A 20,778-nucleotide genomic window follows, 5' to 3' on the forward strand; every position below is an offset into this window, starting at 1 on the left:
GCCCGGCATATTGTGTCGGGTCGCGTTATTTAACCGGCCAGTTATAAACAGCGCTATTACCGTTGTCGTCGATTAACTCCCCCTGCACCTGCCCGGAGAAGGGGGCATTGGCGGCAAAGGCGTAGCGCTTCTCCCCGAAGGGGGCAACCATCATGTCGGGTAGTTGTGTCACCGGATACAGCTTTTCGCCTGCCTTAAAGTTAATGCCCGCAAAAGAGACAAAGTAAGGCGAATCATTATGACAAACCAGCACAGAACCCTCGCGATGAAAGGTTAATCGCGCCCACGCGCTTTCTGGATTGTTGAGCGACGCCGGACGCCAGAATATTTTCATCTGTGTATTCATCGTCAGCACCATGCTTTGTTGTTGTGTGGCAACACTTCCGGTAGGCGGGATTTCATAGATGTTCAGCCAGAATGCCGATTCCCGGTCAGTGGGCATACGCGCTTTGTTGTGCATGATACGTAGCCCTTGTACGCCCTTAGGCTCCAGACGAAACAACGGCGGCACCGCAACAAACGGCGTTTTAACACTTCCCGGTTCGCGATTGATATCGCCATCATCCACCCAGGTTTGCACGACTACCGGCCACGGATTGGTATTCACCAGCATCAGACTCTGTTGCGCTTCGCCTTCATGAAAAATCACACGCGTTGCGGAGGCAATAATGCCCGCTGCGCAGGGCCAGGACACAAGCATCCATAGCAATAACAGAGAAATACGCATCATTGCACTTTCACCCAAACATACGCCCTGGCATCTACCTTACCGGCAGCGATCGCCTCGTCAGGTAAACGCACCAGTGAAGCATTAAAGTTAATCAGGTAGTCCTGGGTATTCCCTGATCCTGCAATTCGGGTTGCCCCTACATTGACGGGATACCAGCCACCGCTATTGCCCGTTGCGCAACTGGTGGTCGTACAGCGATCCCAACCGAGGAACTGGCGAACTATACCGTCGCTGGCATTAGCAATCTGTATCCCTACTCCCCTTGCCATACCGGTTTGTCCGTAATTCTCGGAAAGGAGATGGCTCACCCCGCCGCTGCTGTTTACCAGCCCAAGAGTTTGCGCGGCGAGAAAGCTTTCGTAAGGCACCTGTAACCCCAGCGCCGTCTGGTTTTGCGCCACACCGCCGACGGCTGTATTTTCACAACGAACCGTCACGCTGAAATTGGCTTGCGCCGCTTTGCCGCTTTCCAGCTCAGTTCGCGAAATAGAAGGGAACACGACCACAAGCGTGACGTTTTTCGCCACGCACGTAGCGATGGTGGTCAGCGTTGAGACAGGTGCCGTTCCCATGTTTAACGCCATCCAGTTATCGTAACCCCACCCGGTGTAACTGGTTGCCGAGTCTCCGGAATCACAGTAAGCATCGTTATTTTTACTGCCCGGCGAACAAAAACTGACGTAGCCATTGGGCTGATTACAGCTATAGCTGCCGCTACTCACCGGAGCGCCACACCAGGTTCCGGCTCCCGTGTTGGTGGGAACATCTGCGCTGAGACGAATCGCCTCGGCGCGAATGGGGCTAAAATCCTTGACCCGAATATAAATTTTTTTGCCATCGTCTGAGACCGCGTAACGGGTCATCGGTATCCGTTGATAATTTCGGGTAAACACAGTGCCTGAGTTAAGGTGCGTTAAACGCACCCCGACTTTTTTAAATAAGGTGCCGTAAACATTCGGATTACCGCTTGCCTGCCCCATATCCCAGTAGCCGCCGTAACGGTCATCCCCGTTAGTGGCAATGATTTCGAAGATGTTATTTTTATCGCTAATATCGCAGACCCACAAAATATTATCGGGGCTGCTATAGAGCGGATTATCAGAGAAGCGCACCACGCTACTAGCCAAAACTGTACCTTCCGGCTGAACGTCAATGCTGCTGACATTGATACGCCCCAGCGCAAGCCCTGTCCCCATTCCGTCCTCTTCGGTGTGCTCGAATTTTGGCCCTTTTTCGCACTGGGCAAACGCCGCCACGCTCATCAGGCAAAATGCCGCGACGACAAAACGTAGTCTGTTCATGATTTCCTCCCTGGTGGGCTTAACGGCAAGGCAACGTTAATACCCGTAACGGTTCCGACGGCTGCGTATTTTGCCAGGCTATTCGACAGCTTTCCTGCTGGGCCTCCCCCCACTTAATCCGCAATATGCCTTTCTCGTCGCTGGCGCGAAAATAGAGCTGACTCGCCTGCCCCATCATGCCAATGCTGTTGTCATACTCATCGTAAACGGCGGCCCCCATCGGGATAACCTCACCTTTCAGCCTCTGCGCAGTGATCAACATGGCCTGTCCCTGAAGCGTGGTGTAGCGCAGGCGAACCATCGCCCCGGCGAATGGCGCAACACGCTGAACCGATGTCTGGAGTTCCACATCGTCGGCCATGTCTTGCGGGTCCAGGCTGACAGTATTGAACTGATAAGGCACCAACGATGGTGCAAGCGCATAGCCAAACGCGTTCACCTGTGCCCCTTGCCCGCCGGATATCCGTGCGCCATCCGCACCGGGTGCTTCAATTAATGCGAAGGTGTCACCAAGATACGGTCCCGGCGTGATACCTCCACGATGCAATACCAGTGCCCCCTGTAACGATGCCGACGCCTGCCAGTAATCGCTGGAGGAAGACCACGACGCGCCGCCGCTGGCCCAAGGGAAATTCTTCTGAAAATTTGCTCCCCAGACGGACTGCTCCCCGCGATCGTTTGTGGCGTAGTTGAGGCTGTAGCTCAGCGGATCGCGCTCACCCATCACCCCGCTAAGCGTCGACTGATAATCTCCGCCGTCATCATCACTATGGTTAGCGCTAATCGAAAGCATTGGCGAGTAGCGACTCTGCCCAAGCGGAATAGAAAACGATAATGACCACAGCGTTTGCGTTTTTGCCTGCCAGGCGTCGCTCCAGTCGACGGCGTTCCCCATGCCGTTTTGTGAAGATGGGGTGATTCGTCGGGTGCGCGCCGCCGTAAGGTTCACCGATATGCCGTAGGCAAATGCCTTACTCCAGCTGGCCTGAAGCTGCTTATCGCGGCTTTTCTGGTCGCGATAGTCCTGTGAAGAGAAGGAAAGATTAATATTACCCAACCAGTCCAGCGCCTGGCTGGCCGAAAGCTCAACCCTGGAGCGCTGCCGCCAGGTGGAGGATTGCCACTCCTCATTATGCGCAGCGCGTGAACCGAGCACATCGTACAGCTCAGCATAGCCGCCTGTAGAGTAGCGGTAGCCCGCCAACGCAACCGACGTCCCCGTCTGTGGAAAATGTTTACTGTAGTTGAGCCTGGACATCCAGCCGGTTTGGTAATCGTCGCTGTTCAGCCGTGCGCGCGAGAAAGTGCTGTCCATCCCCCATGCGCCCAGCGTGGAACTGTAAACGCCGCCGAGCATAAACGCCTGATAGCCGTTTGCCAGTTGATTGCCCGCATTGATAGTGAGCGCATTCGTTACCCCGTGCTGCCAGACAATTTCACTGAATTCGTCATTGTTGCCCACGTCCCGCACGCGCCCCACTGTCGCACTGTATTCCGAAAACCCCGCGCGCATGGATTCCGCCAGCGCGGAAAAGGGTACGTTAAACGTACTTTCACTCCCATCCGCTTCCGTGACAATGACGTTCAGATCGCCTGCGTAATTAGTGGGATAAAGATCGTCAATCGCAAACGCACCGGGCGCGACCGTGGTTTCATAGAGCGTGTTGTTGCCCTGGCGAATGGTTACTTTGGCGTTGGTTTGCGCAATCCCACGCACCACTGGCGCGTAGCCGCGCTGAGATTCCGGACGCATTCGGGTATCGGAGGTGAGCTGCACGCCGCGAAAGCTGATCCCGGAAAAAAATCTGCCGTCGGTGTAGCCTTCGCCAATCATCATTTCACTGCGCAGCGGCACAATCGCTCGCTGGACATAGCGCCGCGTTGTTGTCCAATGGCTGCCCAGATCGCTGTCATAGTTGAGCGCAGACTGCTGACGATAGCGCCACAGTCCCAGATTTAACCCGCCATTCAGGTTCAGGTAAGTGGAGTCTGTCGTGCCACCGCCATCCTGCTTTTGCGTGACGTGGTACTGGTTAGCCATGTAGTTGAGAAAGAGCATACTTTCTCCGGACTCCAGGCTCTCTTCACGTATTCCTCCTCGCGGCAGTTTATCCAGCAGGGTTTGTGGTACCGAAAAATCAACACGCATTTGCGACATCACGCTGCTCACCGTGATGCCGGGAAAAAGCGCATTGTCCGGACGATAGCAGCCTTCTCCAGGCTCTTCCGGCAACGATTTCAGCCCAATCTTTTTTAAGGTACCCCAGCTAAAACACGGCATTACGCGATGTTCCACGGCTGTAAATACGATGTCATCCCTCGCGGCCAGCGTACCGTTAACATATAGATCCAGTGTATAACTGCCGGGCTTGATCATTGAATCCTGGTTTAACTGTTCAATATCAACCTTATTCAGGCCAGACCCGCGAAGTAGCGACGCGTCAAAGACATACGCTTCTTGCGCTTGCACGAAAGAGGCGCTGATTAACGTCAGCGTCGAGACAAACAGACAACACCGGGGATACGCGCGATGTCGGAGCATAAAACCCTCCCTGCCCACTCTTTCCATGTCGACGTCTAGCGAGGCAGCGTGAAGGTGTGGCTCACCGCCGTGCCATAATCATTCATGGCGTAAACCGTGACAGATGTGGCCACCGGATCGGTTAAAACCCAGCGTGTGTCGCCAAATGGTGGAATCATCACCGATTGGCCAACCGCCGTAGATTTCTCACCTCGGGTTAACAGCGCGTTGCGCAGTGAAATATGCCATGGCGTAGGGTTTTGTAACGTCAGCATATTTCCTTTACGCTGCACCTGAAGTTGCGTCAGAGCCTGACTGGCGTCGCCGCGCAGACCGGGCGGGCGATAAAATACTTTGAGCCGGCTTTTTACAATCAATGCCAGGCGATTCTGTGCAAGATCGGACGATTTAATGGCGGGATATTGCAAATAATTAAACCAGAACACGGACTCGCGATCCTGTGGGAGCTGTTGGGTCTGCCCTGTAAATTTTAGCCGCAGCGCATGACCATTCAGCGCATTAATCCGAAATATTTGTGGCGTGACGATAAAAGGTGCATCCGCTGTGTCTGGCGTTGAATCTGGGTTATTTTTATCCAGCCACACCTGCACCAGCATCGGTGTATCACCATTGTTAGAAAATTCTACAACCTTATCTTTTGCATCAGCAGAATAAATTATTCTATTACCTTTAAGAATAACACTGGAAGATGCTATGTTCGATATAAAAATAGAAGACAAAAATGCCATTACAGCAATAAAACAGCATTTATTAGTGTACAGCATATACACCTCCCTAATTAATAGGGAATAAATGGCGCTACGTTAAGTAGCGCCTAAAAGAGTTACAAATAGGTAATTGCGAACTGTGCTTGCGCTTCTACTGCTCCGGCCGTAGCCCCGCCAGCAGAAGAGTAGTAACGTGCAGCCATATCAAAGGAGACAGAGTCTGGACCGCTCGTTCCACCTACCGTCTGCATAGACGTTTTTGCTATGCCGCTGGTGAAGTCCAGCTCGGTCGTGCCTTCAAGTAGCTGAATAGCAACGTTCGTCGCCGGGCTTGCCGCCGCGATATTTTTTAGGTTGTTACCGTCCAGATAATTACTGACAAAACGTACGCCTGCCGAAGATGACGACGTCGCAGTAACATCGCAGCCGCTCAACGTCACAGTGAAAGGCGTTTGCCCTGCGCTGGACCCCGCGGCCGTCAGCTCGCTTTTACTGACGGCAGGCAACAGGACAACCGGATAAGAATCGGTGCCATTAATTTTTATGGTACAGGTTTGATCGGTAACTTCTCCTAAAAAACGTACGGTATTATTTGCATAGACAGCGCCACTTACTCCGACAGATACAATAAATGCTACCAGCACTCTTTTTTTCATTTTTATTGTCTCCTTTACATGCCCTTATCGTTATAAGAGCCAATGCGCGAATAATGATTATTTCTTAGAACAAACATACCCCTATAAAAATTATGTGTAAATATATTTCAGAGGTTAACAAATCATAAAAATAAGCAGCCCTGCGAAAAAACAAGGTAATCACACATAAATTCCATGAATAACAAAAATAGGTTAACAGGATAAAGTATCGCCATTAAACGTGACGTCTCCCACCTAACCCAATGAATTCTCGCATAAACGAACAATTAGTCTTTCATATTTATTTATAATCCAAATGATTAAATATTCTAAAAACTGTATTAAACTTAAATTAAAGTACAAAGAACAATTCACGCCATAAATGATTTAATGGTCGAATATATTTAATATGGATATTTTGTTTTATGATCTTAGTCTCATTTTATCGCCCCGCTGTCGTCTTACCGGCAGCGGGTTTGCCGCTGTTTAGCTTTGTTCCGCCACCAGCAGCGCGTGCGTATCTGGCTCCAGCGCCTTAAAGATATGCGGCTGGTCAGCGGGATAGCAAATGTAATCCCCCGGGCCGAGCTCTTCCGCCGCGTCGATCAGGCCGACCATCGCCCGCCCCTGGGTCACGATAATATGCTCAACCGACCCTGGCGGATGCGGCTGGGAAATACGGTCTGCCCCCGGCTGAGTCAGCAGCAGGTAGATATCACGACGCGCCCCCGGCGGACACGCCGCGAGCAAAATCGCCTCGTAGTTCGCCTGCCCGGCGACAACTTTTGTGCCCTCGCCGCGGCGGATCACCTGCGTGACGGGCTGCTGTGGCTCCAGTAACCGGGCAAACGGAATATCCAGCGCCACGCAAAGCGACCAGAGCGTTTCCAGGCTAGGGTTGCCGTTGCCAGACTCCAGTTGTGAAAGCGTGGATTTAGCGATCCCGGCACGGCGGGCAATTTCCGCCAGCGAAAGTCCGGTTCGCAGGCGTTCGCGCACCAGGCTTCTGGCGATTACGCTGATTGGCTGCGTCATAATAACGGCCTCATTCTCTCTATAACGAACGAATCGTTCGCCTTGTAAAACGTTTTTGATGCGTTCATTATAATGGAAATACGTTCGATATGGCTAAAATGGTATGAAGAATCATCTCTCTTGCCTGAAAGGCGACACGATAAAAGCGATCGTCCTGGTCTGCCTCGCGGTGGGCGTGGTCGGCATGTCTTATGGCTCACTGGCGATGGCCTACGGCTTCCCGCTGTGGGTGCCGTTTGTTCTCTCCCTCACGGTGCTGGCAGGCGCATCCGAGTTTATGTTTATCGGCATCGTGGCGAGCGGCGGCAATCCGCTGGCGGCGGCCGCAGCCGGTTTACTGGTAAACGCGCGCCATGTGCCGTTCGGCGTGACGGTGCGTGACCTGGTGGGCAAGCGCGGCCTGAGCTTTCTGGGCTGTCATATCATGAACGATGAAAGCGTGGTGTTTGGCCTGTCGCAAAAAACCGCCGAGCAGCGTAAAGCGGCCTACTGGCTGTGCGGGTTAGGCGTGGCAATCATCTGGCCGCTGGGCGCGGTGCTGGGGGCGATGGTCGGCAAGCTACTGCCAGACCCGGAAACCATCGGGCTGGACGCGGTGTTCCCGGCGATCCTGCTGGCGTTAGTGGTGCCGGCATTTAAAAACCGTACCACGCTGATCCGCGCCTGTAGCGGCGCGGTGTTGTCGCTGGCCGCCGTACCGTTTGCGCCGGTTGGCCTGCCGGTGCTGCTCTCTTTGCTCGGCCTTGCCGCGAGGAAAAAATAATGGAAAACATGACGGTCTTTATTCTCGGCATCGCCATTCTTTCTGCCGGAACCTATCTGATGCGTCTCGGCGGGGCAAAACTCGGCAGCCGGCTGGCGCTTTCTGAACGGTCGCAGGCGCTGCTTTCAGATGCGGCTACCGTTTTGTTGTTCTCCGTCGCGCTGGCGACAACGTTTTATGAAGGGGACCATTTTGCCGGGATGGCGCGCGTGCTGGGGGTGGGGTTCGCGGTGTTTTTGGCCTGGCGCAAAATGCCGTTAATTGTGGTGATCGTCGCGGCGGCGGTGGTGACGGCGCTGCTGCGTCTGGCGGGCATAAACTAAAAAAGCGCCCCAGGGGCGCTCTTTCGACGGTACTGCGAAATTATTTGTTCAGTTCAGCGGTCATGTGTACGCGGTTACCGGTGAATGCCTGAGTAATTTTGTAGGATGACGCGCCCGCTTCCTGAGCCTGTGCGGCGATTTTAGCTTCTGCACCGTCCAGCGTAGAGGCGGATGCGGTCACAGTCTGCGCAGCGAAAGAACCGAAAGATGTTGCCAGAGCGATTACTGCGACAAAAGTTTTGATGCTTTTCATGAGATAAATCCTTTCGTTAAGTTGTTTAGATAAGGCGCCGTGCCTTGATGAGATAAATATTAGACCTCATCATGAACAACTAAAAGCGGAAGGATTTGCTATACTCATTCAAAATTACTGATCAACTATCAATCGCTGCGGATGGGTGTAAATAGTTGCTCTACCCGGCTTGCAGAACCCCACCAGCGTCAGGTTGCAGCGCTCCGCCACTTCCACCGCCAGCGTGGTTGCCGCTGACACCGCAAACAGAATTTCCACGCCGCACATGGCGGACTTTTGCACCATCTCATAGCTGGCGCGGCTGGAGACTAACGCCGCGCCCTGCTGCCAGACGTTGCTTTCCCGAGCGCGGCGACCTAACAGCTTATCCAGCGCGACGTGGCGGCCCACATCTTCATGACCGCCGGCAATGTTGCCTGACGGCAATATCCATGCCGCCGCGTGGGTACAGCCGCTGAGCTGACCGATGGGTTGCACGTCGTTCAGGTGCTCAAGCGCCCGATCAAGGTGCGCCAGATTGAACGTCTGGGTGAACGGCAGCGGGATAATGGGTTTGCCGATATCGTTAAGCTGTTCAACGCCGCACACGCCGCAGCCGGTACGTCCGGCCAGCGCCCGGCGGCGCTCTTTCAGCCCCATAAAGCGGCGGCTGGAGAGTTCGATTTGCACTTCAAGACCATTACAGGCATGAACCACATCCATGCCGTAGATCTCCTGCGGATGCGCAATGATGCCTTCCGAGAGGGAAAAACCTATGGCGAACAGCTCCAGATCTTTCGGCGAGGCCATCATCACCACATGCGAAATACCGTTGTAAACCAGGGCAACGGGGACCTCTTCCGCCAGAAAATCCGGCGTGGCATGTGAAATGTGAGGCGGTCTGTGTACCGACAGTTCCACAATGCCCGCAGGCAGTGGCGACGCGTGGGTAGCACGGTTTTGTTTAAACACGACGGTATTCCTGAACAACCACGGAAGTGAGCCTGCTATTGCACCACAAACAGCGGACCTTACGCATAGTATGGATCAACTTTTCAGCATCCATTCTCCTACTCAATTCGGAGGGGTGCAACCGGTCATCTGCTACACACCCTTAACATCCGCAGAGAGAAATGTGATTGATATCACACTTTATAATCAATGCCGTGATAATACGTTCACTTTGTTTTAACGCCGTTGGAACAGGCGTACCGACATTGTGGTATTCTGGGCTTATCCCTCGGAGAAATGAGGGATTAACGCAAATTTTTCTCCTTTGCGGTTAATTCTCAACCGCAAAGTAAAACTACATAGCAATGTCGTAATGAACCAAGGAGTGACCCATGCAGGTCAGCAGAAGGCAGTTCTTTAAGATCTGCGCTGGCGGTATGGCAGGCACCACGGCGGCGGCACTGGGCTTTGCGCCCGGCGTAGCGCTGGCGGAAACTCGGCAGTATAAACTGCTGCGCACCCGCGAAACCCGTAACACCTGTACGTACTGCTCCGTCGGCTGTGGGCTGTTAATGTATAGCCTCGGCGACGGTGCGAAAAACGCCAAAGCATCTATTTTCCACATCGAAGGCGATCCGGATCATCCGGTCAACCGTGGTGCGCTGTGTCCGAAAGGGGCCGGTCTGGTAGATTTTATCCACTCCGAAAGCCGCCTGAAGTTTCCTGAGTACCGCGCTCCCGGCTCTGACAAATGGCAGCAAATCACCTGGGAAGAGGCGTTCGATCGCATCGCTAAGCTGATGAAAGAAGACCGCGATGCCAACTTTATTGCGAAGAATGCCGAAGGCACCACCGTTAACCGCTGGCTCTCCACCGGCATGCTGTGTGCTTCAGCGTCCAGTAACGAAACCGGCTATTTAACCCAGAAATTTACGCGCGCACTCGGTATGCTCGCGGTCGACAACCAGGCGCGTGTCTGACACGGACCAACGGTAGCAAGTCTTGCTCCAACATTTGGTCGCGGTGCGATGACCAACCACTGGGTCGACATCAAGAACGCCAACCTTATTGTGGTGATGGGCGGTAACGCCGCTGAAGCGCACCCTGTCGGGTTCCGCTGGGCGATGGAAGCCAAAATCCACAACGGCGCGAAGCTGATTGTGATCGATCCCCGCTTTACGCGTACAGCGTCAGTGGCGGATTTCTACACCCCTATTCGTTCAGGTACTGACATCACTTTCCTGTCAGGCGTATTGCTGTACCTGATGACCAACGAAAAATATAACCGCGAGTACACCGAAGCCTATACCAACGCCAGCCTGATCGTGCGTGAGGATTACCACTTCGAAGATGGCCTGTTCAGCGGTTATGACGCCGAAAAACGCAGGTACGACAAAACCAGCTGGAACTACGAGCTGGACGAAAACGGCTTTGCGAAGCGCGACACCACCCTGCAACACCCGCGCTGCGTGTGGAACCTGCTGAAAGAGCACGTGTCCCGCTATACGCCAGAGGTTGTCGAAAACATCTGTGGGACGCCGAAGGCGGACTTCCTGAAGGTGTGCGAGTTGATTGCGGAAACCAGCGCGAAAGATAAAACCGCGTCGTTCCTGTATGCACTCGGCTGGACGCAGCACTCCATCGGCGCGCAGAACATCCGCACCATGGCGATGGTTCAGTTGCTGCTCGGCAACATGGGGATGGCAGGCGGCGGCGTTAACGCCCTGCGCGGTCACTCCAACATTCAGGGTCTGACCGACCTTGGCCTGCTGTCTCAGAGCCTGACGGGTTACATGAACCTGCCGAGCGAGAAACAGACTGACCTGCAAACCTATCTGACGGCCAGCACGCCAAAACCGCTGCTCGAAGGCCAGGTAAACTACTGGGGCAACTATCCGAAGTTCTTCGTCTCGCTGATGAAAGCCTTCTACGGCGACAAGGCGACGGCGGAAAACAGCTGGGGCTTTGACTGGCTGCCGAAGTGGGACAAAGGGTACGACGTCCTCCAGTACTTCGAAATGATGCACCAGGGCCAGGTCAACGGCTATATCTGCCAGGGCTTTAACCCGGTGGCGTCGTTCCCGAACAAGAACAAGGTAGTCGAGTCTCTGTCGAAACTGAAGTACCTGGTGACGATTGACCCGCTCAATACCGAAACCTCGACGTTCTGGCAGAACCACGGTGAGTCGAACGATGTCGACCCGTCGAAGATTCAGACCGAAGTGTTCCGTCTGCCGTCCACCTGCTTCGCGGAAGAGAACGGCTCTATCGTCAACTCTGGCCGCTGGTTGCAGTGGCACTGGAAAGGTGCGGACGCCCCGGGCATCGCCCTGAACGACGGCGAGATCCTGGCCGGTATCTTCTTACGCCTGCGTAAAATGTACGCGGCTGAAGGCGGCGCAACGCCTGAGCCGGTGCTGAACATGACCTGGAACTATTCGACGCCGGAAAACCCTGCGCCGGAAGAAGTGGCCATGGAGAGCAACGGTAAGGCGCTGGCGGACGTTATCGACCCGGCGACCGGCACCGTGCTGGCGAAGAAAGGCGATCAGCTCAGCACCTTCGCACACCTGCGTGACGACGGTACGACGTCAAGCGGCTGCTGGATCTTTGCCGGTAGCTGGACGCCGAAAGGCAACCAGATGGCCAACCGCGATAACGCCGACCCGTCGGGCCTCGGTAATACGCTGGGCTGGGCATGGGCATGGCCGCTTAACCGCCGCATCCTCTATAACCGTGCCTCTGCTGACCCGCAGGGCAACCCGTGGGATCCGAAGCGTCAGCTACTCAAGTGGGACGGCGCGAAATGGGGCGGCGTGGATATTCCGGACTACAGCACTGCCGCACCAGGCAGCGATGTCGGGCCGTTTATCATGCAGCCTGAAGGGATGGGGCGACTGTTTGCTATCGATAAGATGGCGGAAGGTCCGTTCCCGGAACACTATGAGCCGTTTGAGACGCCGCTGGGTACTAACCCGCTGCACCCGAACGTGGTCTCTAACCCGGCAGCCCGTATCTTCAAGGGCGATTTTGAAGCGCTGGGTAAAAAGGACAAGTTCCCGTATGTCGGCACCACCTACCGTCTGACCGAGCACTTCCACTACTGGACCAAGCACGCGCTGCTTAACGCCATCGCGCAGCCGGAACAGTTTGTGGAGATCGGCGAGAAGCTGGCGGACAAGCTCGGCATCGCCCATGGCGATACCGTGAAGGTCTCCTCTAACCGCGGCTACATCAAAGCCAAGGCGGTGGTGACCAAGCGTATTCGCACGCTGAACGTTCATGGTCAGCAGGTGGATACCATCGGCATCCCAATTCACTGGGGTTATGAGGGCGTGGCGAAGAAAGGGTTCATTGCGAATACCCTGACGCCGTTCGTCGGTGATGCGAACACGCAGACGCCGGAGTTTAAGGCCTTCCTCGTGAACGTGGAAAAGGTGTAACGGAGACGACTTATGGCTTATCAATCTCAAGACATTATCCGTCGTTCCGCGACTAACGGTTTCACGCCCGCGCCTCAGGCGCGGGACCACCAGCAGGAAGTGGCGAAGCTTATCGACGTGACCACTTGTATCGGCTGTAAAGCCTGTCAGGTGGCTTGTTCAGAGTGGAACGACATCCGTGACGAAGTGGGTCACAACGTCGGGGTGTACGACAACCCGGCGGACCTGACCGCCAAGTCCTGGACGGTAATGCGTTTCTCGGAAGTGGAACAGAACGACAAACTGGAATGGCTTATCCGCAAAGACGGCTGTATGCACTGTGCGGATCCGGGCTGCCTGAAGGCGTGTCCGTCAGAAGGGGCTATCATTCAGTATGCCAACGGCATCGTCGACTTCCAGTCTGAGCAGTGTATTGGCTGCGGCTACTGCATCGCGGGCTGTCCGTTCGACGTGCCGCGCATGAACCCGGAAGACAACCGCGTCTACAAATGTACGCTGTGCGTTGACCGCGTAAATGTCGGTCAGGAGCCAGCCTGCGTGAAGACCTGCCCAACCGGCGCTATCCACTTTGGCTCTAAAGAGGATATGAAAACGCTGGCGGCAGAGCGCGTGGGCGAGCTGAAAACCCGTGGTTACGATAACGCGGGCCTGTACGATCCGGCCGGGGTTGGCGGTACGCACGTGATGTACGTGCTGCACCACGCCGACAAGCCGAATCTGTACCATGGCCTGCCGGAGAACCCGGAAATCAGCGCCACCGTGAAGTTCTGGAAAGGTATCTGGAAACCGCTGGCCGCGGTCGGTTTTGCGGCCACCTTTGCAGCGAGCATCTTCCACTACGTCGGCGTTGGTCCGAACCGCGCGGAAGAGGAAGACGATAACCTGCATGAAGAGAAAGACGAGGTGCGCAAATGAGAAAACGTGACACCATCGTGCGCTACACCGCGCCGGAACGCATCAACCACTGGGTCACCGCCTTCTGCTTCATGCTGGCGGCGATAAGCGGGCTGGGGTTCTTCTTCCCCTCCTTCAACTGGCTGATGCAGATACTGGGCACGCCGCAGCTGGCGCGCATCCTGCACCCGTTCGTGGGTGTGGTGATGTTTGCCTCGTTTATCATCATGTTTTTCCGCTACTGGCACCATAACCTAATCAATCGGGATGATATCTTTTGGGCGAAGAATATTCGTAAGATCGTCGTCAACGAGGAAGTGGGTGATACCGGGCGTTATAACTTCGGCCAGAAATGCGTATTCTGGGCGGCGATTATCTTCCTGGTCCTGTTGCTGGTGAGCGGCGTGATCATCTGGCGTCCGTACTTTGCGCCTGCTTTCTCAATCCCGGTGATCCGATTTGCGCTGATGCTGCATTCATTTGCCGCAGTGGCGTTAATTGTGGTTATCATGGTGCATATCTACGCCGCCCTTTGGGTGAAAGGCACCATTACCGCGATGGTGGAAGGATGGGTAACCAGTACGTGGGCGAAGAAACATCACCCGCGCTGGTACCGTGAAGTCCGCCAGAAACAGGAAAAGTCATCTGAATGAGTATTCGCATAATCCCGCAAGATGAGCTGGGGTCGAGCGAGAAACGCACGGCGGATTATATTCCGCCGTTGTTGTTCCCCAGACTCAAGAACCTCTACAACCGCCGCGCAGAGCGTCTGCGCGAGCTGGCAGAGAACAACCCGCTGGGCGATTTTCTGCGTTTTGCCGCGCTGGTCGCCCATGCGCAGGAAGTGGTGCTATACGACCACCCGCTGCAAATGGATCTGACCGCACGCATCAAAGAAGCCAACGCGCAGGGCAAGCCGCCGCTGGACATTCACGTTCTGCCGCGCGACAAGCACTGGCATAAGCTGCTGCATTCGCTGATTGCCGAGCTGAAGCCCGAAATGAGCGGCACGGCGCTGGCGGTCATTGAGAACCTGGAAAAAGCCTCAGAGCAAGAGCTGGAAGAGATGGCGAGCGCGCTGTTTGCCTCCGACTTCTCGCTGGTGAGCAGCGATAAAGCGCCGTTCATCTGGGCTGCGCTGTCGCTCTACTGGGCGCAAATGGCGAGCCTGATCCCGGGTAAAGCCCGCGCTGAATATGGCGAAGCGCGCCAGTTCTGCCCGGTGTGCGGCTCGATGCCGGTCTCCAGCATGGTACAGATTGGTACGACGCAGGGGCTGCGCTACTTGCACTGCAACCTGTGTGAAACCGAGTGGCACGTGGTGCGCATCAAGTGCAGCAACTGCGAACAGACCCGCGATCTGAACTATTGGTCGCTGGAAAACGAAGACGCGGCGGTGAAAGCCGAAAGCTGCGGCGACTGCGGGACCTACCTGAAGATTCTGTATCAGGAAAAAGACCCGAAAGTCGAAGCGGTAGCCGACGATCTCGCCTCGCTGATCCTGGACGCGAAGATGGAGCAGGAGGGCTTTGCCCGTAGCTCGATCAACCCGTTCCTGTTCCCGGGGGAAGGGGAGTAATTTCCACTAAAGCCCGGCGAGCCTCTATGCAACCGGGCAATTTACTGCGATAGGGCTGGGATGACATGTTGAGGGTCGTTAGCAATGGCGCGCAATAGCGCTTTAGCGGGGCCTGTAGGTGAGCGTCTGCCTTGTTCCCAGTTACGCAACGTATCAACGCTAACTGAGATTAAGTTCGCGAATTTACTCTGCGACAACCCGGACGCCTGACGAATTTCTTTTATTTTCATCGCATCAATTTGAAACGTACGCGACGGCTCTCGTTGGCCTTCGGCAATTTCGTTGATTTGCGCAATGCTTTGGGTTAATCGCTCAAACAGCGCCTTATCCATTTACCACCTCTCAATCATCTTTTTCAGTATGGCTTTTTCACCCGCGGAGAGGTCATCTTTGATCCCTTTGCGATAGATGAGCAGCAACCTGATTTCACACTCACGCGTACGGTGAAAATAGATAACTCTGACTCCACTACGCTTTCCCTTACCGCCAGCAAGCCAGCGAATCTTTCGCAAGCCTCCCGTATTCTGGATCAGATCGCCGTAATCCGGTTGCGTTGCCAGGAATATTTGGAACCTATGATATTCGTCGTCATCCAGTAACGTTTTGACGTCTTCTGTAAAAATATCCGTTTCAATGAATAGCATAAATCATACGCCATTGGCTTATAGTAGCAAACATCCAATGTACGTCAATGACGTACCCCTAGCTGATTACGTTAATGGGATACGCTGAATAAAGCGAAGTATAATTCCTGCTACGTTGTGTATTTGCGAGCCGCTTTCCAGACGACTGCTACTCCTCCTCGTTCCCGCCCTCTTCATACGCGCCATACGGCTTCGCAGGCAGAACGATATAGGTGCCTTCAAACACCGCGCCTGGCGTTTCATCGCCGAACAGCTCAACCTGCATTTGTACGCGTGCTTTACGCCCACGCGCCAGACGGTCGAGATCGCCGCCCAGTGCACCCAGGTCAGCTACCGCGCTCGGCTTGCCGCTGATCGGCGCGCTGTAGCGGATATGGGCATCGGCCAGAATAATGGTGCCGCCGAGATGACGTTCGCGCAGCATCAGCCAGATCAGTCCCCAGCCGGTGAGCGTGGCGAGTGAAAACAGGCTACCGGCAAACAGGGTATGGTGTGGGTTCTGGTTGCCGGTTTCCGGCATGGTGGTAATAAATTTTTGCCCGGTATATTGCTGAATACGCACGCCCATTTTTTCACTGAGCGGAATGTGCTGATACCACGCCTGCTGGAGCTGCCCGCACCAGTCGGCACGATGGAGAATATCGTCCAGGGTGGCGATGGGTTTGATCATCAAAAAGTGACGAATCGGCGTAGTTTGCGGGGCGGTGATTTCCCCCTGATTCACGAAACCAAGCTTGGCAAAGAACTCAACGGCATCTTCACGGGCGCTACAGGTGACGCGCTTGACCCCTTCCTGACGGGCGACGGATTCCAGCGTCATGGCCATCAGCGTTCCAAGGCCTTTGTCCTGCACGGAGGGGTGAACGGCCATAAAGCGGATTGAAGCTTCGTTGTCGGCATTGATATACAGACGCCCCACGGCAACGAGGTTGCCCTCTTCATCAACCACCATCTGGTGGTGCGCCATCGCGTCCCAGGCGTCGCGTTCAGACCCTTTCGGTTGATGCAGTGGCTTGCGCAGCATTTCCCAGCGGAAATGGTAATAAACCTCTAACTCTTCTTCCGTTTGCGGTACTCGAAGGTGATACATAGCTGTACTCTCTCTTGTTACCCGCGGCCAGGCCGCCAGTTGGCTCATACCTGGAGCCAGAATGTGACGGGGCCATCGTTCACCAGCGAAACCTGCATATCCGCAGCGAATCGTCCGGTTTGTGTATTCATGTCCTGTTGGCGACAGCGCTCAACAAAGTACTCGTAAAGGGCTTCTGCGCGATCCGGTGCCGCGCCCTTCGAAAAACTCGGCCGCATGCCGCGTTCGGTATCCGCAGCCAGCGTAAACTGGGACACCACCAGCACGCTGCCGCCCGCCTGCTGAACGTTCAGGTTCATCTTGCCTTCCGCATCGCTGAAAATGCGGTAGCCCAGCACGCGCTCACACAAGCGGTTGGCTTTTTGTTCGTCGTCATCCTTTTCGACACCCAGGAGCACCAAAAGTCCTGGGCCGATTTCACCCGTCACCTCATCCGCCACGGTGACGCTGGCACGGGTTACGCGCTGAATCAATGCAATCATGGTTGGTCTGCTTCTTGTTGTTTTTCAGCTTCTGCTGCTTTTTTAAGTTCGCGGTAGACCCCGAGAGTGACAGTTATTTCGGCGCCAAGCAAGACGATGCACCACGTCCAGTAGACCCAGACAAACAAAATGGGGATCACCGCCAGTACGCCGTAAATCAGCTGATAAGAGGGGAACATGGTGATATAAAGCGCGAATCCTTTCTTGCCCAACTCAAAGAGCAACGCCGCGACCAGCGCACCCACCACGGCATCCCGGTTGGGTACACGCGTAGTTGGCACCACGCTATAAAGCAGCCAGAACGAAAGCCACGATAAAATCAGCGGGAAGATGCGCAGCACGTTATCGATCACGCTGTTTAAATCGCTCGCCCAGCGCAGCGAAAGAAGGTAGGAGCTGATCGCCAGGCTCGCCCCCGCCAGCAAGGGGCCGAGGGTTAAAATCATCCAGTAGACGGCAAAGGAATAGACCTTTGGGCGGACTTTTTTGCTCCGCCAGATAGTGTTGAGCGCACTGTCGATGGAGTACATCAGCAGCAGCGCGGTAACAATAAGCCCACACGCCCCCACCGCCGTCATCTTGCTGGAGTTAGCGACAAACTGTTCAATGTAGTTCTGGATCACATCGCCGGTGGCAGGAATAAAGTTTGCGAAAACAAAATGGCGAAGCTGCATGCTCACATCGGCAAACATCGGAAACGCCGAAAAAAGCGCAAAAATTACCGCCACCAGCGGAACCAGCGAAAGCAAGGACACGTAAGCGAGATTGCCCGCCAGCGTGGTCATGTTGTCCTCATCAATGCGATGCCAGAGGAGTTTCAGCCACGCCCTCAGCGGGCGCGTGTGGTGATTGGCTTTTTGATGAACGGTTTTTAGCATAACTGCTTCGCAAAGTAGTTCGGTATCGTCTCTTTTCCGGTCACCAGAATGGAGGTGATACCTAACTGATTAGCCCCTTCTATATTATCGGCGTTGTCGTCAAAAAAGACCGCATCCGCTGCCGTGAATCCTTCTTCCTGCAATACCGCCTGATAGATGCGCGCCTCAGGTTTACGCATCCCCATCTCCTGGGAGAGATACACTTTATCTGCCGCCGCGTGAATTTCCGGGTATTCATCCGGCCAGAAGGTGGTATGCAGGCGGTTGGTATTAGACAGCACGACAACGCGATGCCCCTGCTCGCGCAGCTTGTGCATGATGTCGATCACTTCGGGGCGGATCGCGACAAATATAGCCTGCCAACCGTGGGAAAATTGCTCGTAGCTTAACGAGAGACCCATTTCCTGACAGAAACGCTCTGCGAACGCTTCGTCGCTGATCTCACCGCGCTCGTGCAAATGGAAAGTCTCACCCATCGCGAAATTCTGCTTTAACGTCGCCAGCGGAACACGGCTAAAATCGCTCCATGCGCCCAGCACCCGGTTAAAATCGATATCGACGATTACATTTCCTAAGTCAAAGATATAAAGCATGTTTATCTCCTTTCGCCGTGGAAAAGTAACTGTAGCGGGAAAGAGAAAGTTTAGCTATGCGCCAGATTCAGCTTAGAGAAAGGAAAGGCCCGAATCGCAATATCGGGCCATAAGACGATCAGCCAGCCTGCTGCTCTTCTCCGGAATTCACTTCGACAACCTCAACCTTGCTGGATTTTAGGTGACTTTGCAGCGCCGGGCCGGGCAGCTCATCGGTGAACAGTGCCGTCGCCTGCGCCACGTTGCCAATTTCAACCGCCGCGGAGGCGTGGTATTTCGTATGATCGGCCGCCAGTAAAATGTGGCGGGAGTGGGCAATCATGGTTTTCACCACGCTGGCTTCGTTAACGTCAAATTCCATCATCGCGCCGTCGTGCTCTATCGCCCCCACGCTGGTCACGAGGTAGTCCGCCCGGAAGCCAGACACAAACGCCGTTGCCGCAGGCCCGATAATGCCGCCGTTATGCGGGCGCAGCGTACCGCCAGGTACCATCACCTCAAAACGCGGGTTCTTATAAAGAATGTGCGCCACCCGCAGGCTGTTGGTGATGATGCGCAGATGATTATGATTAAGCAGTGCCCGGGCAACGTGCTCCACGGTCGTCCCGATAGTGATAAAGATGGTCGAGCCATCCGGGATATAGTCCGCAATCGCTTCGGCAATCGCCCGTTTCTCTTCGGTAAGCGAAACTTCACGCTGTTCGAACGCCGTATTGACCACGCTGGATGCCCTGCCCGCACCGCCGTGATGACGGGTGATCAGCCCCTGCTCGCTGAGCTTACGGATATCCCGGCGCACGGTTTGCGTCGACACATCCAGCAGCTGCGCCAGTTCATCAATGTTCATATAGCCGCGATCGGCAATCAGCGTCAGCAGCTGATCGTGACGCGGGTTGCCGGTCAGTTCGGTAAGGCTCATGGGCTGTCCTCTGAAAACCATCACGCCCCGCATTTTATACAAAAAGTGACAAAAAAGAGCGGGTTTGATCACAGTCGGGTATACCCGCGCGCCCGCCGGGCTTTGTGCATTTCAGTGCTGCGACGGCGCTGGCAAAACGCACGGCGTCTGCGGCGGGCAATTTCTGCCCCAGGCTGACCGCCAGCGCACCGTGGAACACGTCGCCCGCGCCGGTGGTATCAATGACGTTCACTTCAAAACCAGGCTGATGACATAGCGCGCCGTTTTCCAGCCAAAAACAGCCGTCTCGCCCCTGCGTGACATACACATGTCCATTTGTGAGCATTTGTGCTTTTTTTAATGCGTCTTCTGTTTCATCCAACTGCGTTAAACGCCGCAGCCCAGGCGCAGAGAAGGCCGCGTGATCGCTTAAGGCGATCAGCTCCGCGATATCCTGCGGGGTAACATCCGCATCCAGCAACGTCGGAACGCCCTGCTGACGGGCCAGTGTAAATGCCTGTTTTGCCCCGTCATGCCAGCGCACGTCGGCTAAGACAATATCCCACTGAGAGAAGTCGATTTCATGCAGCCAGCCTGCCTCGGCGGGCAGATCGGGGCTGGGGTAGTTGGCAATCACTCTTTCCCCACCTGCGTCCACCAGCACCGCCGATTGCGACGATCGGGCTCCCTTAACTACGCGCGTATAGCGGGTGTTCACCCCCAGGGATTCCAGCTCCGCAAGCAACCGTCTGCCGGTATCGTCGTCCCCCACCCGACCAATAAAATCCACTTCCGCGCCCAGTTTCGCGGCTGCCACTGCCGCCGTTGCCGCCGGGCCGCCGCCCACTTCCGTGTAGTCTTTTGCGACATATTTCCCACCTTCTTTTGGTAAATCATCGAGATACCAGATGCGATCCAGCACGGTAATGCCGACACAAAGGATGCGAGTCATGGTGATTCCTTCTGCGATTTCTGATGCCTTCATTTTAATTTCACCAAATGTTTAAAAAGTGACCCGTGTCAATTTTTTGACTATAAATTACAAATACGATCAAAAA

Annotated in this window: 22 protein-coding genes; 6 read left to right on the forward strand and 16 right to left on the reverse strand. The window is 54.8% G+C overall.

What is annotated here, in order from left to right; translation table 11 throughout:
- Window positions 1-25: 25 nt before the first annotated feature.
- The 6 genes from ACNQ0T_RS17145 to ACNQ0T_RS17170 all read right to left on the reverse strand — a co-directional run bounded on the left by ACNQ0T_RS17145 (window position 26) and on the right by ACNQ0T_RS17170 (window position 6,950).
- Window positions 26-730 (reverse strand): molecular chaperone, encoded by a 705-nt coding sequence (locus tag ACNQ0T_RS17145; protein ID WP_022649825.1) that lies wholly within the window; start codon window positions 728-730, stop codon window positions 26-28.
- Window positions 727-2,031 carry a fimbrial protein gene (locus ACNQ0T_RS17150; RefSeq protein WP_417930265.1) on the reverse strand — a complete coding sequence of 435 codons (1,305 nt, stop codon included), beginning with the start codon at window positions 2,029-2,031 and terminating at the stop codon, window positions 727-729. The genes ACNQ0T_RS17145 and ACNQ0T_RS17150 overlap by 4 nt, the downstream gene beginning before the upstream one ends.
- A 19-nt stretch (window positions 2,032-2,050) precedes the next feature.
- Window positions 2,051-4,573, reverse strand: a complete 2,523-nt coding sequence (locus tag ACNQ0T_RS17155) for a fimbria/pilus outer membrane usher protein (protein ID WP_417930266.1) — start codon at window positions 4,571-4,573, stop codon at window positions 2,051-2,053.
- A 35-nt stretch (window positions 4,574-4,608) separates the two neighbouring features.
- The gene (locus tag ACNQ0T_RS17160; protein ID WP_022649828.1) at window positions 4,609-5,337 is read right to left on the reverse strand and encodes a molecular chaperone; all 729 of its coding nucleotides are present in this window, start codon (window positions 5,335-5,337) and stop codon (window positions 4,609-4,611) included.
- 59 nt (window positions 5,338-5,396) lie between these two features.
- Complete coding sequence (locus ACNQ0T_RS17165; protein ID WP_022649829.1) at window positions 5,397-5,936, reverse strand: fimbrial protein; 540 nt, start codon at window positions 5,934-5,936, stop codon at window positions 5,397-5,399.
- A 465-nt stretch (window positions 5,937-6,401) separates the two neighbouring features.
- Complete coding sequence (locus ACNQ0T_RS17170; RefSeq protein ID WP_022649830.1) at window positions 6,402-6,950, reverse strand: helix-turn-helix domain-containing protein; 549 nt, start codon at window positions 6,948-6,950, stop codon at window positions 6,402-6,404.
- A gap of 103 nt (window positions 6,951-7,053) precedes the next feature.
- Here ACNQ0T_RS17170 and ACNQ0T_RS17175 point away from each other — a divergent pair, with 103 nt between their 5' ends.
- Entirely contained in the window at window positions 7,054-7,713 is a 660-nt protein-coding gene (locus ACNQ0T_RS17175; RefSeq protein WP_003861971.1) for an AzlC family ABC transporter permease, read from the forward strand.
- On the forward strand, window positions 7,713-8,036 hold the full coding sequence (locus tag ACNQ0T_RS17180) for an AzlD domain-containing protein (RefSeq protein ID WP_022649832.1): 324 nt from the start codon (window positions 7,713-7,715) through the stop codon (window positions 8,034-8,036). The genes ACNQ0T_RS17175 and ACNQ0T_RS17180 overlap by 1 nt, the downstream gene beginning before the upstream one ends.
- A 40-nt stretch (window positions 8,037-8,076) precedes the next feature.
- On the opposite strand, the gene ACNQ0T_RS17185 is transcribed toward ACNQ0T_RS17180, so the two are convergent.
- Window positions 8,077-8,289, reverse strand: coding sequence for a DUF1471 domain-containing protein (locus ACNQ0T_RS17185; RefSeq protein WP_003861966.1), 213 nt, complete (start codon window positions 8,287-8,289; stop codon window positions 8,077-8,079).
- Between the two features lie 114 nt (window positions 8,290-8,403).
- On the reverse strand, window positions 8,404-9,240 hold the full coding sequence (gene fdhD, locus ACNQ0T_RS17190) for a formate dehydrogenase accessory sulfurtransferase FdhD (RefSeq protein ID WP_063150745.1): 837 nt from the start codon (window positions 9,238-9,240) through the stop codon (window positions 8,404-8,406).
- 371 nt (window positions 9,241-9,611) lie between these two features.
- Here fdhD and fdnG point away from each other — a divergent pair, with 371 nt between their 5' ends.
- The 4 genes from fdnG to fdhE are packed head-to-tail and all read left to right on the forward strand — an operon-like array spanning window position 9,612 to window position 15,135.
- Window positions 9,612-12,662, forward strand: a complete 3,051-nt coding sequence (gene fdnG, locus ACNQ0T_RS17195) for a formate dehydrogenase-N subunit alpha (RefSeq protein ID WP_096216868.1) — start codon at window positions 9,612-9,614, stop codon at window positions 12,660-12,662.
- Window positions 12,663-12,674: 12 nt separating this feature from the next.
- Entirely contained in the window at window positions 12,675-13,577 is a 903-nt protein-coding gene (gene fdxH / locus ACNQ0T_RS17200) for a formate dehydrogenase subunit beta (protein WP_003861960.1), read from the forward strand.
- On the forward strand, window positions 13,574-14,209 hold the full coding sequence (gene fdoI / locus ACNQ0T_RS17205; protein ID WP_006808711.1) for a formate dehydrogenase cytochrome b556 subunit: 636 nt from the start codon (window positions 13,574-13,576) through the stop codon (window positions 14,207-14,209). The genes fdxH and fdoI overlap by 4 nt, the downstream gene beginning before the upstream one ends.
- Window positions 14,206-15,135, forward strand: coding sequence for a formate dehydrogenase accessory protein FdhE (gene fdhE / locus ACNQ0T_RS17210; protein ID WP_022649835.1), 930 nt, complete (start codon window positions 14,206-14,208; stop codon window positions 15,133-15,135). Before fdoI ends, fdhE begins: the two co-directional genes overlap by 4 nt.
- Window positions 15,136-15,176: 41 nt before the next feature.
- Here the strand turns inward: fdhE and nadS are convergent, their stop codons facing one another.
- The 8 genes from nadS to ACNQ0T_RS17250 form a co-directional block, all read right to left on the reverse strand.
- Window positions 15,177-15,467 (reverse strand): NadS family protein, encoded by a 291-nt coding sequence (gene nadS / locus ACNQ0T_RS17215; protein WP_032626927.1) that lies wholly within the window; start codon window positions 15,465-15,467, stop codon window positions 15,177-15,179.
- Complete coding sequence (locus tag ACNQ0T_RS17220) at window positions 15,468-15,779, reverse strand: hypothetical protein (RefSeq protein ID WP_022649837.1); 312 nt, start codon at window positions 15,777-15,779, stop codon at window positions 15,468-15,470.
- Between the two features lie 148 nt (window positions 15,780-15,927).
- The gene (gene fabY / locus ACNQ0T_RS17225) at window positions 15,928-16,869 is read right to left on the reverse strand and encodes a fatty acid biosynthesis protein FabY (protein WP_022649838.1); all 942 of its coding nucleotides are present in this window, start codon (window positions 16,867-16,869) and stop codon (window positions 15,928-15,930) included.
- Window positions 16,870-16,913: 44 nt separating this feature from the next.
- Complete coding sequence (gene dtd, locus ACNQ0T_RS17230; protein ID WP_015569909.1) at window positions 16,914-17,351, reverse strand: D-aminoacyl-tRNA deacylase; 438 nt, start codon at window positions 17,349-17,351, stop codon at window positions 16,914-16,916.
- On the reverse strand, window positions 17,348-18,229 hold the full coding sequence (locus ACNQ0T_RS17235; RefSeq protein WP_023298923.1) for a virulence factor BrkB family protein: 882 nt from the start codon (window positions 18,227-18,229) through the stop codon (window positions 17,348-17,350). The genes dtd and ACNQ0T_RS17235 overlap by 4 nt, the downstream gene beginning before the upstream one ends.
- Window positions 18,223-18,822: a glucose-1-phosphatase gene (yihX, locus tag ACNQ0T_RS17240; protein WP_003861947.1), complete on the reverse strand. Its 600-nt coding sequence runs from the start codon at window positions 18,820-18,822 to the stop codon at window positions 18,223-18,225. Before yihX ends, ACNQ0T_RS17235 begins: the two co-directional genes overlap by 7 nt.
- 118 nt (window positions 18,823-18,940) lie before the next feature.
- Entirely contained in the window at window positions 18,941-19,741 is an 801-nt protein-coding gene (locus ACNQ0T_RS17245) for a DeoR/GlpR family DNA-binding transcription regulator (protein ID WP_023298924.1), read from the reverse strand.
- A 34-nt stretch (window positions 19,742-19,775) separates the two neighbouring features.
- Window positions 19,776-20,672 carry a sugar kinase gene (locus ACNQ0T_RS17250; protein ID WP_324286071.1) on the reverse strand — a complete coding sequence of 299 codons (897 nt, stop codon included), beginning with the start codon at window positions 20,670-20,672 and terminating at the stop codon, window positions 19,776-19,778.
- Window positions 20,673-20,778: the final 106 nt, after the last annotated feature.

The organism is Enterobacter cloacae complex sp.6700776, assembly GCF_048284255.1.
Classification (GTDB): Bacteria; Pseudomonadota; Gammaproteobacteria; order Enterobacterales; family Enterobacteriaceae; genus Enterobacter; species Enterobacter intestinihominis.

What these genes read in the sequence shown, in the direction of transcription:
- ACNQ0T_RS17145 (WP_022649825.1), bottom strand. Translation starts at nt 730, where the DNA reads ATGATGCGTATTTCTCTGTTATTGCTATGGATGCTTGTGTCCTGGCCC.
- ACNQ0T_RS17150 (WP_417930265.1), bottom strand. Translation starts at nt 2,031, where the DNA reads ATGAACAGACTACGTTTTGTCGTCGCGGCATTTTGCCTGATGAGCGTG.
- ACNQ0T_RS17155 (WP_417930266.1), bottom strand. Translation starts at nt 4,573, where the DNA reads ATGCTCCGACATCGCGCGTATCCCCGGTGTTGTCTGTTTGTCTCGACG.
- ACNQ0T_RS17160 (WP_022649828.1), bottom strand. Translation starts at nt 5,337, where the DNA reads ATGCTGTACACTAATAAATGCTGTTTTATTGCTGTAATGGCATTTTTG.
- ACNQ0T_RS17165 (WP_022649829.1), bottom strand. Translation starts at nt 5,936, where the DNA reads ATGAAAAAAAGAGTGCTGGTAGCATTTATTGTATCTGTCGGAGTAAGT.
- ACNQ0T_RS17170 (WP_022649830.1), bottom strand. Translation starts at nt 6,950, where the DNA reads ATGACGCAGCCAATCAGCGTAATCGCCAGAAGCCTGGTGCGCGAACGC.
- ACNQ0T_RS17175 (WP_003861971.1), top strand. Translation starts at nt 7,054, where the DNA reads ATGAAGAATCATCTCTCTTGCCTGAAAGGCGACACGATAAAAGCGATC.
- ACNQ0T_RS17180 (WP_022649832.1), top strand. Translation starts at nt 7,713, where the DNA reads ATGGAAAACATGACGGTCTTTATTCTCGGCATCGCCATTCTTTCTGCC.
- ACNQ0T_RS17185 (WP_003861966.1), bottom strand. Translation starts at nt 8,289, where the DNA reads ATGAAAAGCATCAAAACTTTTGTCGCAGTAATCGCTCTGGCAACATCT.
- fdxH (WP_003861960.1), top strand. Translation starts at nt 12,675, where the DNA reads ATGGCTTATCAATCTCAAGACATTATCCGTCGTTCCGCGACTAACGGT.
- fdoI (WP_006808711.1), top strand. Translation starts at nt 13,574, where the DNA reads ATGAGAAAACGTGACACCATCGTGCGCTACACCGCGCCGGAACGCATC.
- fdhE (WP_022649835.1), top strand. Translation starts at nt 14,206, where the DNA reads ATGAGTATTCGCATAATCCCGCAAGATGAGCTGGGGTCGAGCGAGAAA.
- nadS (WP_032626927.1), bottom strand. Translation starts at nt 15,467, where the DNA reads ATGGATAAGGCGCTGTTTGAGCGATTAACCCAAAGCATTGCGCAAATC.
- ACNQ0T_RS17220 (WP_022649837.1), bottom strand. Translation starts at nt 15,779, where the DNA reads ATGCTATTCATTGAAACGGATATTTTTACAGAAGACGTCAAAACGTTA.
- fabY (WP_022649838.1), bottom strand. Translation starts at nt 16,869, where the DNA reads ATGTATCACCTTCGAGTACCGCAAACGGAAGAAGAGTTAGAGGTTTAT.
- dtd (WP_015569909.1), bottom strand. Translation starts at nt 17,351, where the DNA reads ATGATTGCATTGATTCAGCGCGTAACCCGTGCCAGCGTCACCGTGGCG.
- ACNQ0T_RS17235 (WP_023298923.1), bottom strand. Translation starts at nt 18,229, where the DNA reads ATGCTAAAAACCGTTCATCAAAAAGCCAATCACCACACGCGCCCGCTG.
- yihX (WP_003861947.1), bottom strand. Translation starts at nt 18,822, where the DNA reads ATGCTTTATATCTTTGACTTAGGAAATGTAATCGTCGATATCGATTTT.
- ACNQ0T_RS17245 (WP_023298924.1), bottom strand. Translation starts at nt 19,741, where the DNA reads ATGAGCCTTACCGAACTGACCGGCAACCCGCGTCACGATCAGCTGCTG.
- ACNQ0T_RS17250 (WP_324286071.1), bottom strand. Translation starts at nt 20,672, where the DNA reads ATGACTCGCATCCTTTGTGTCGGCATTACCGTGCTGGATCGCATCTGG.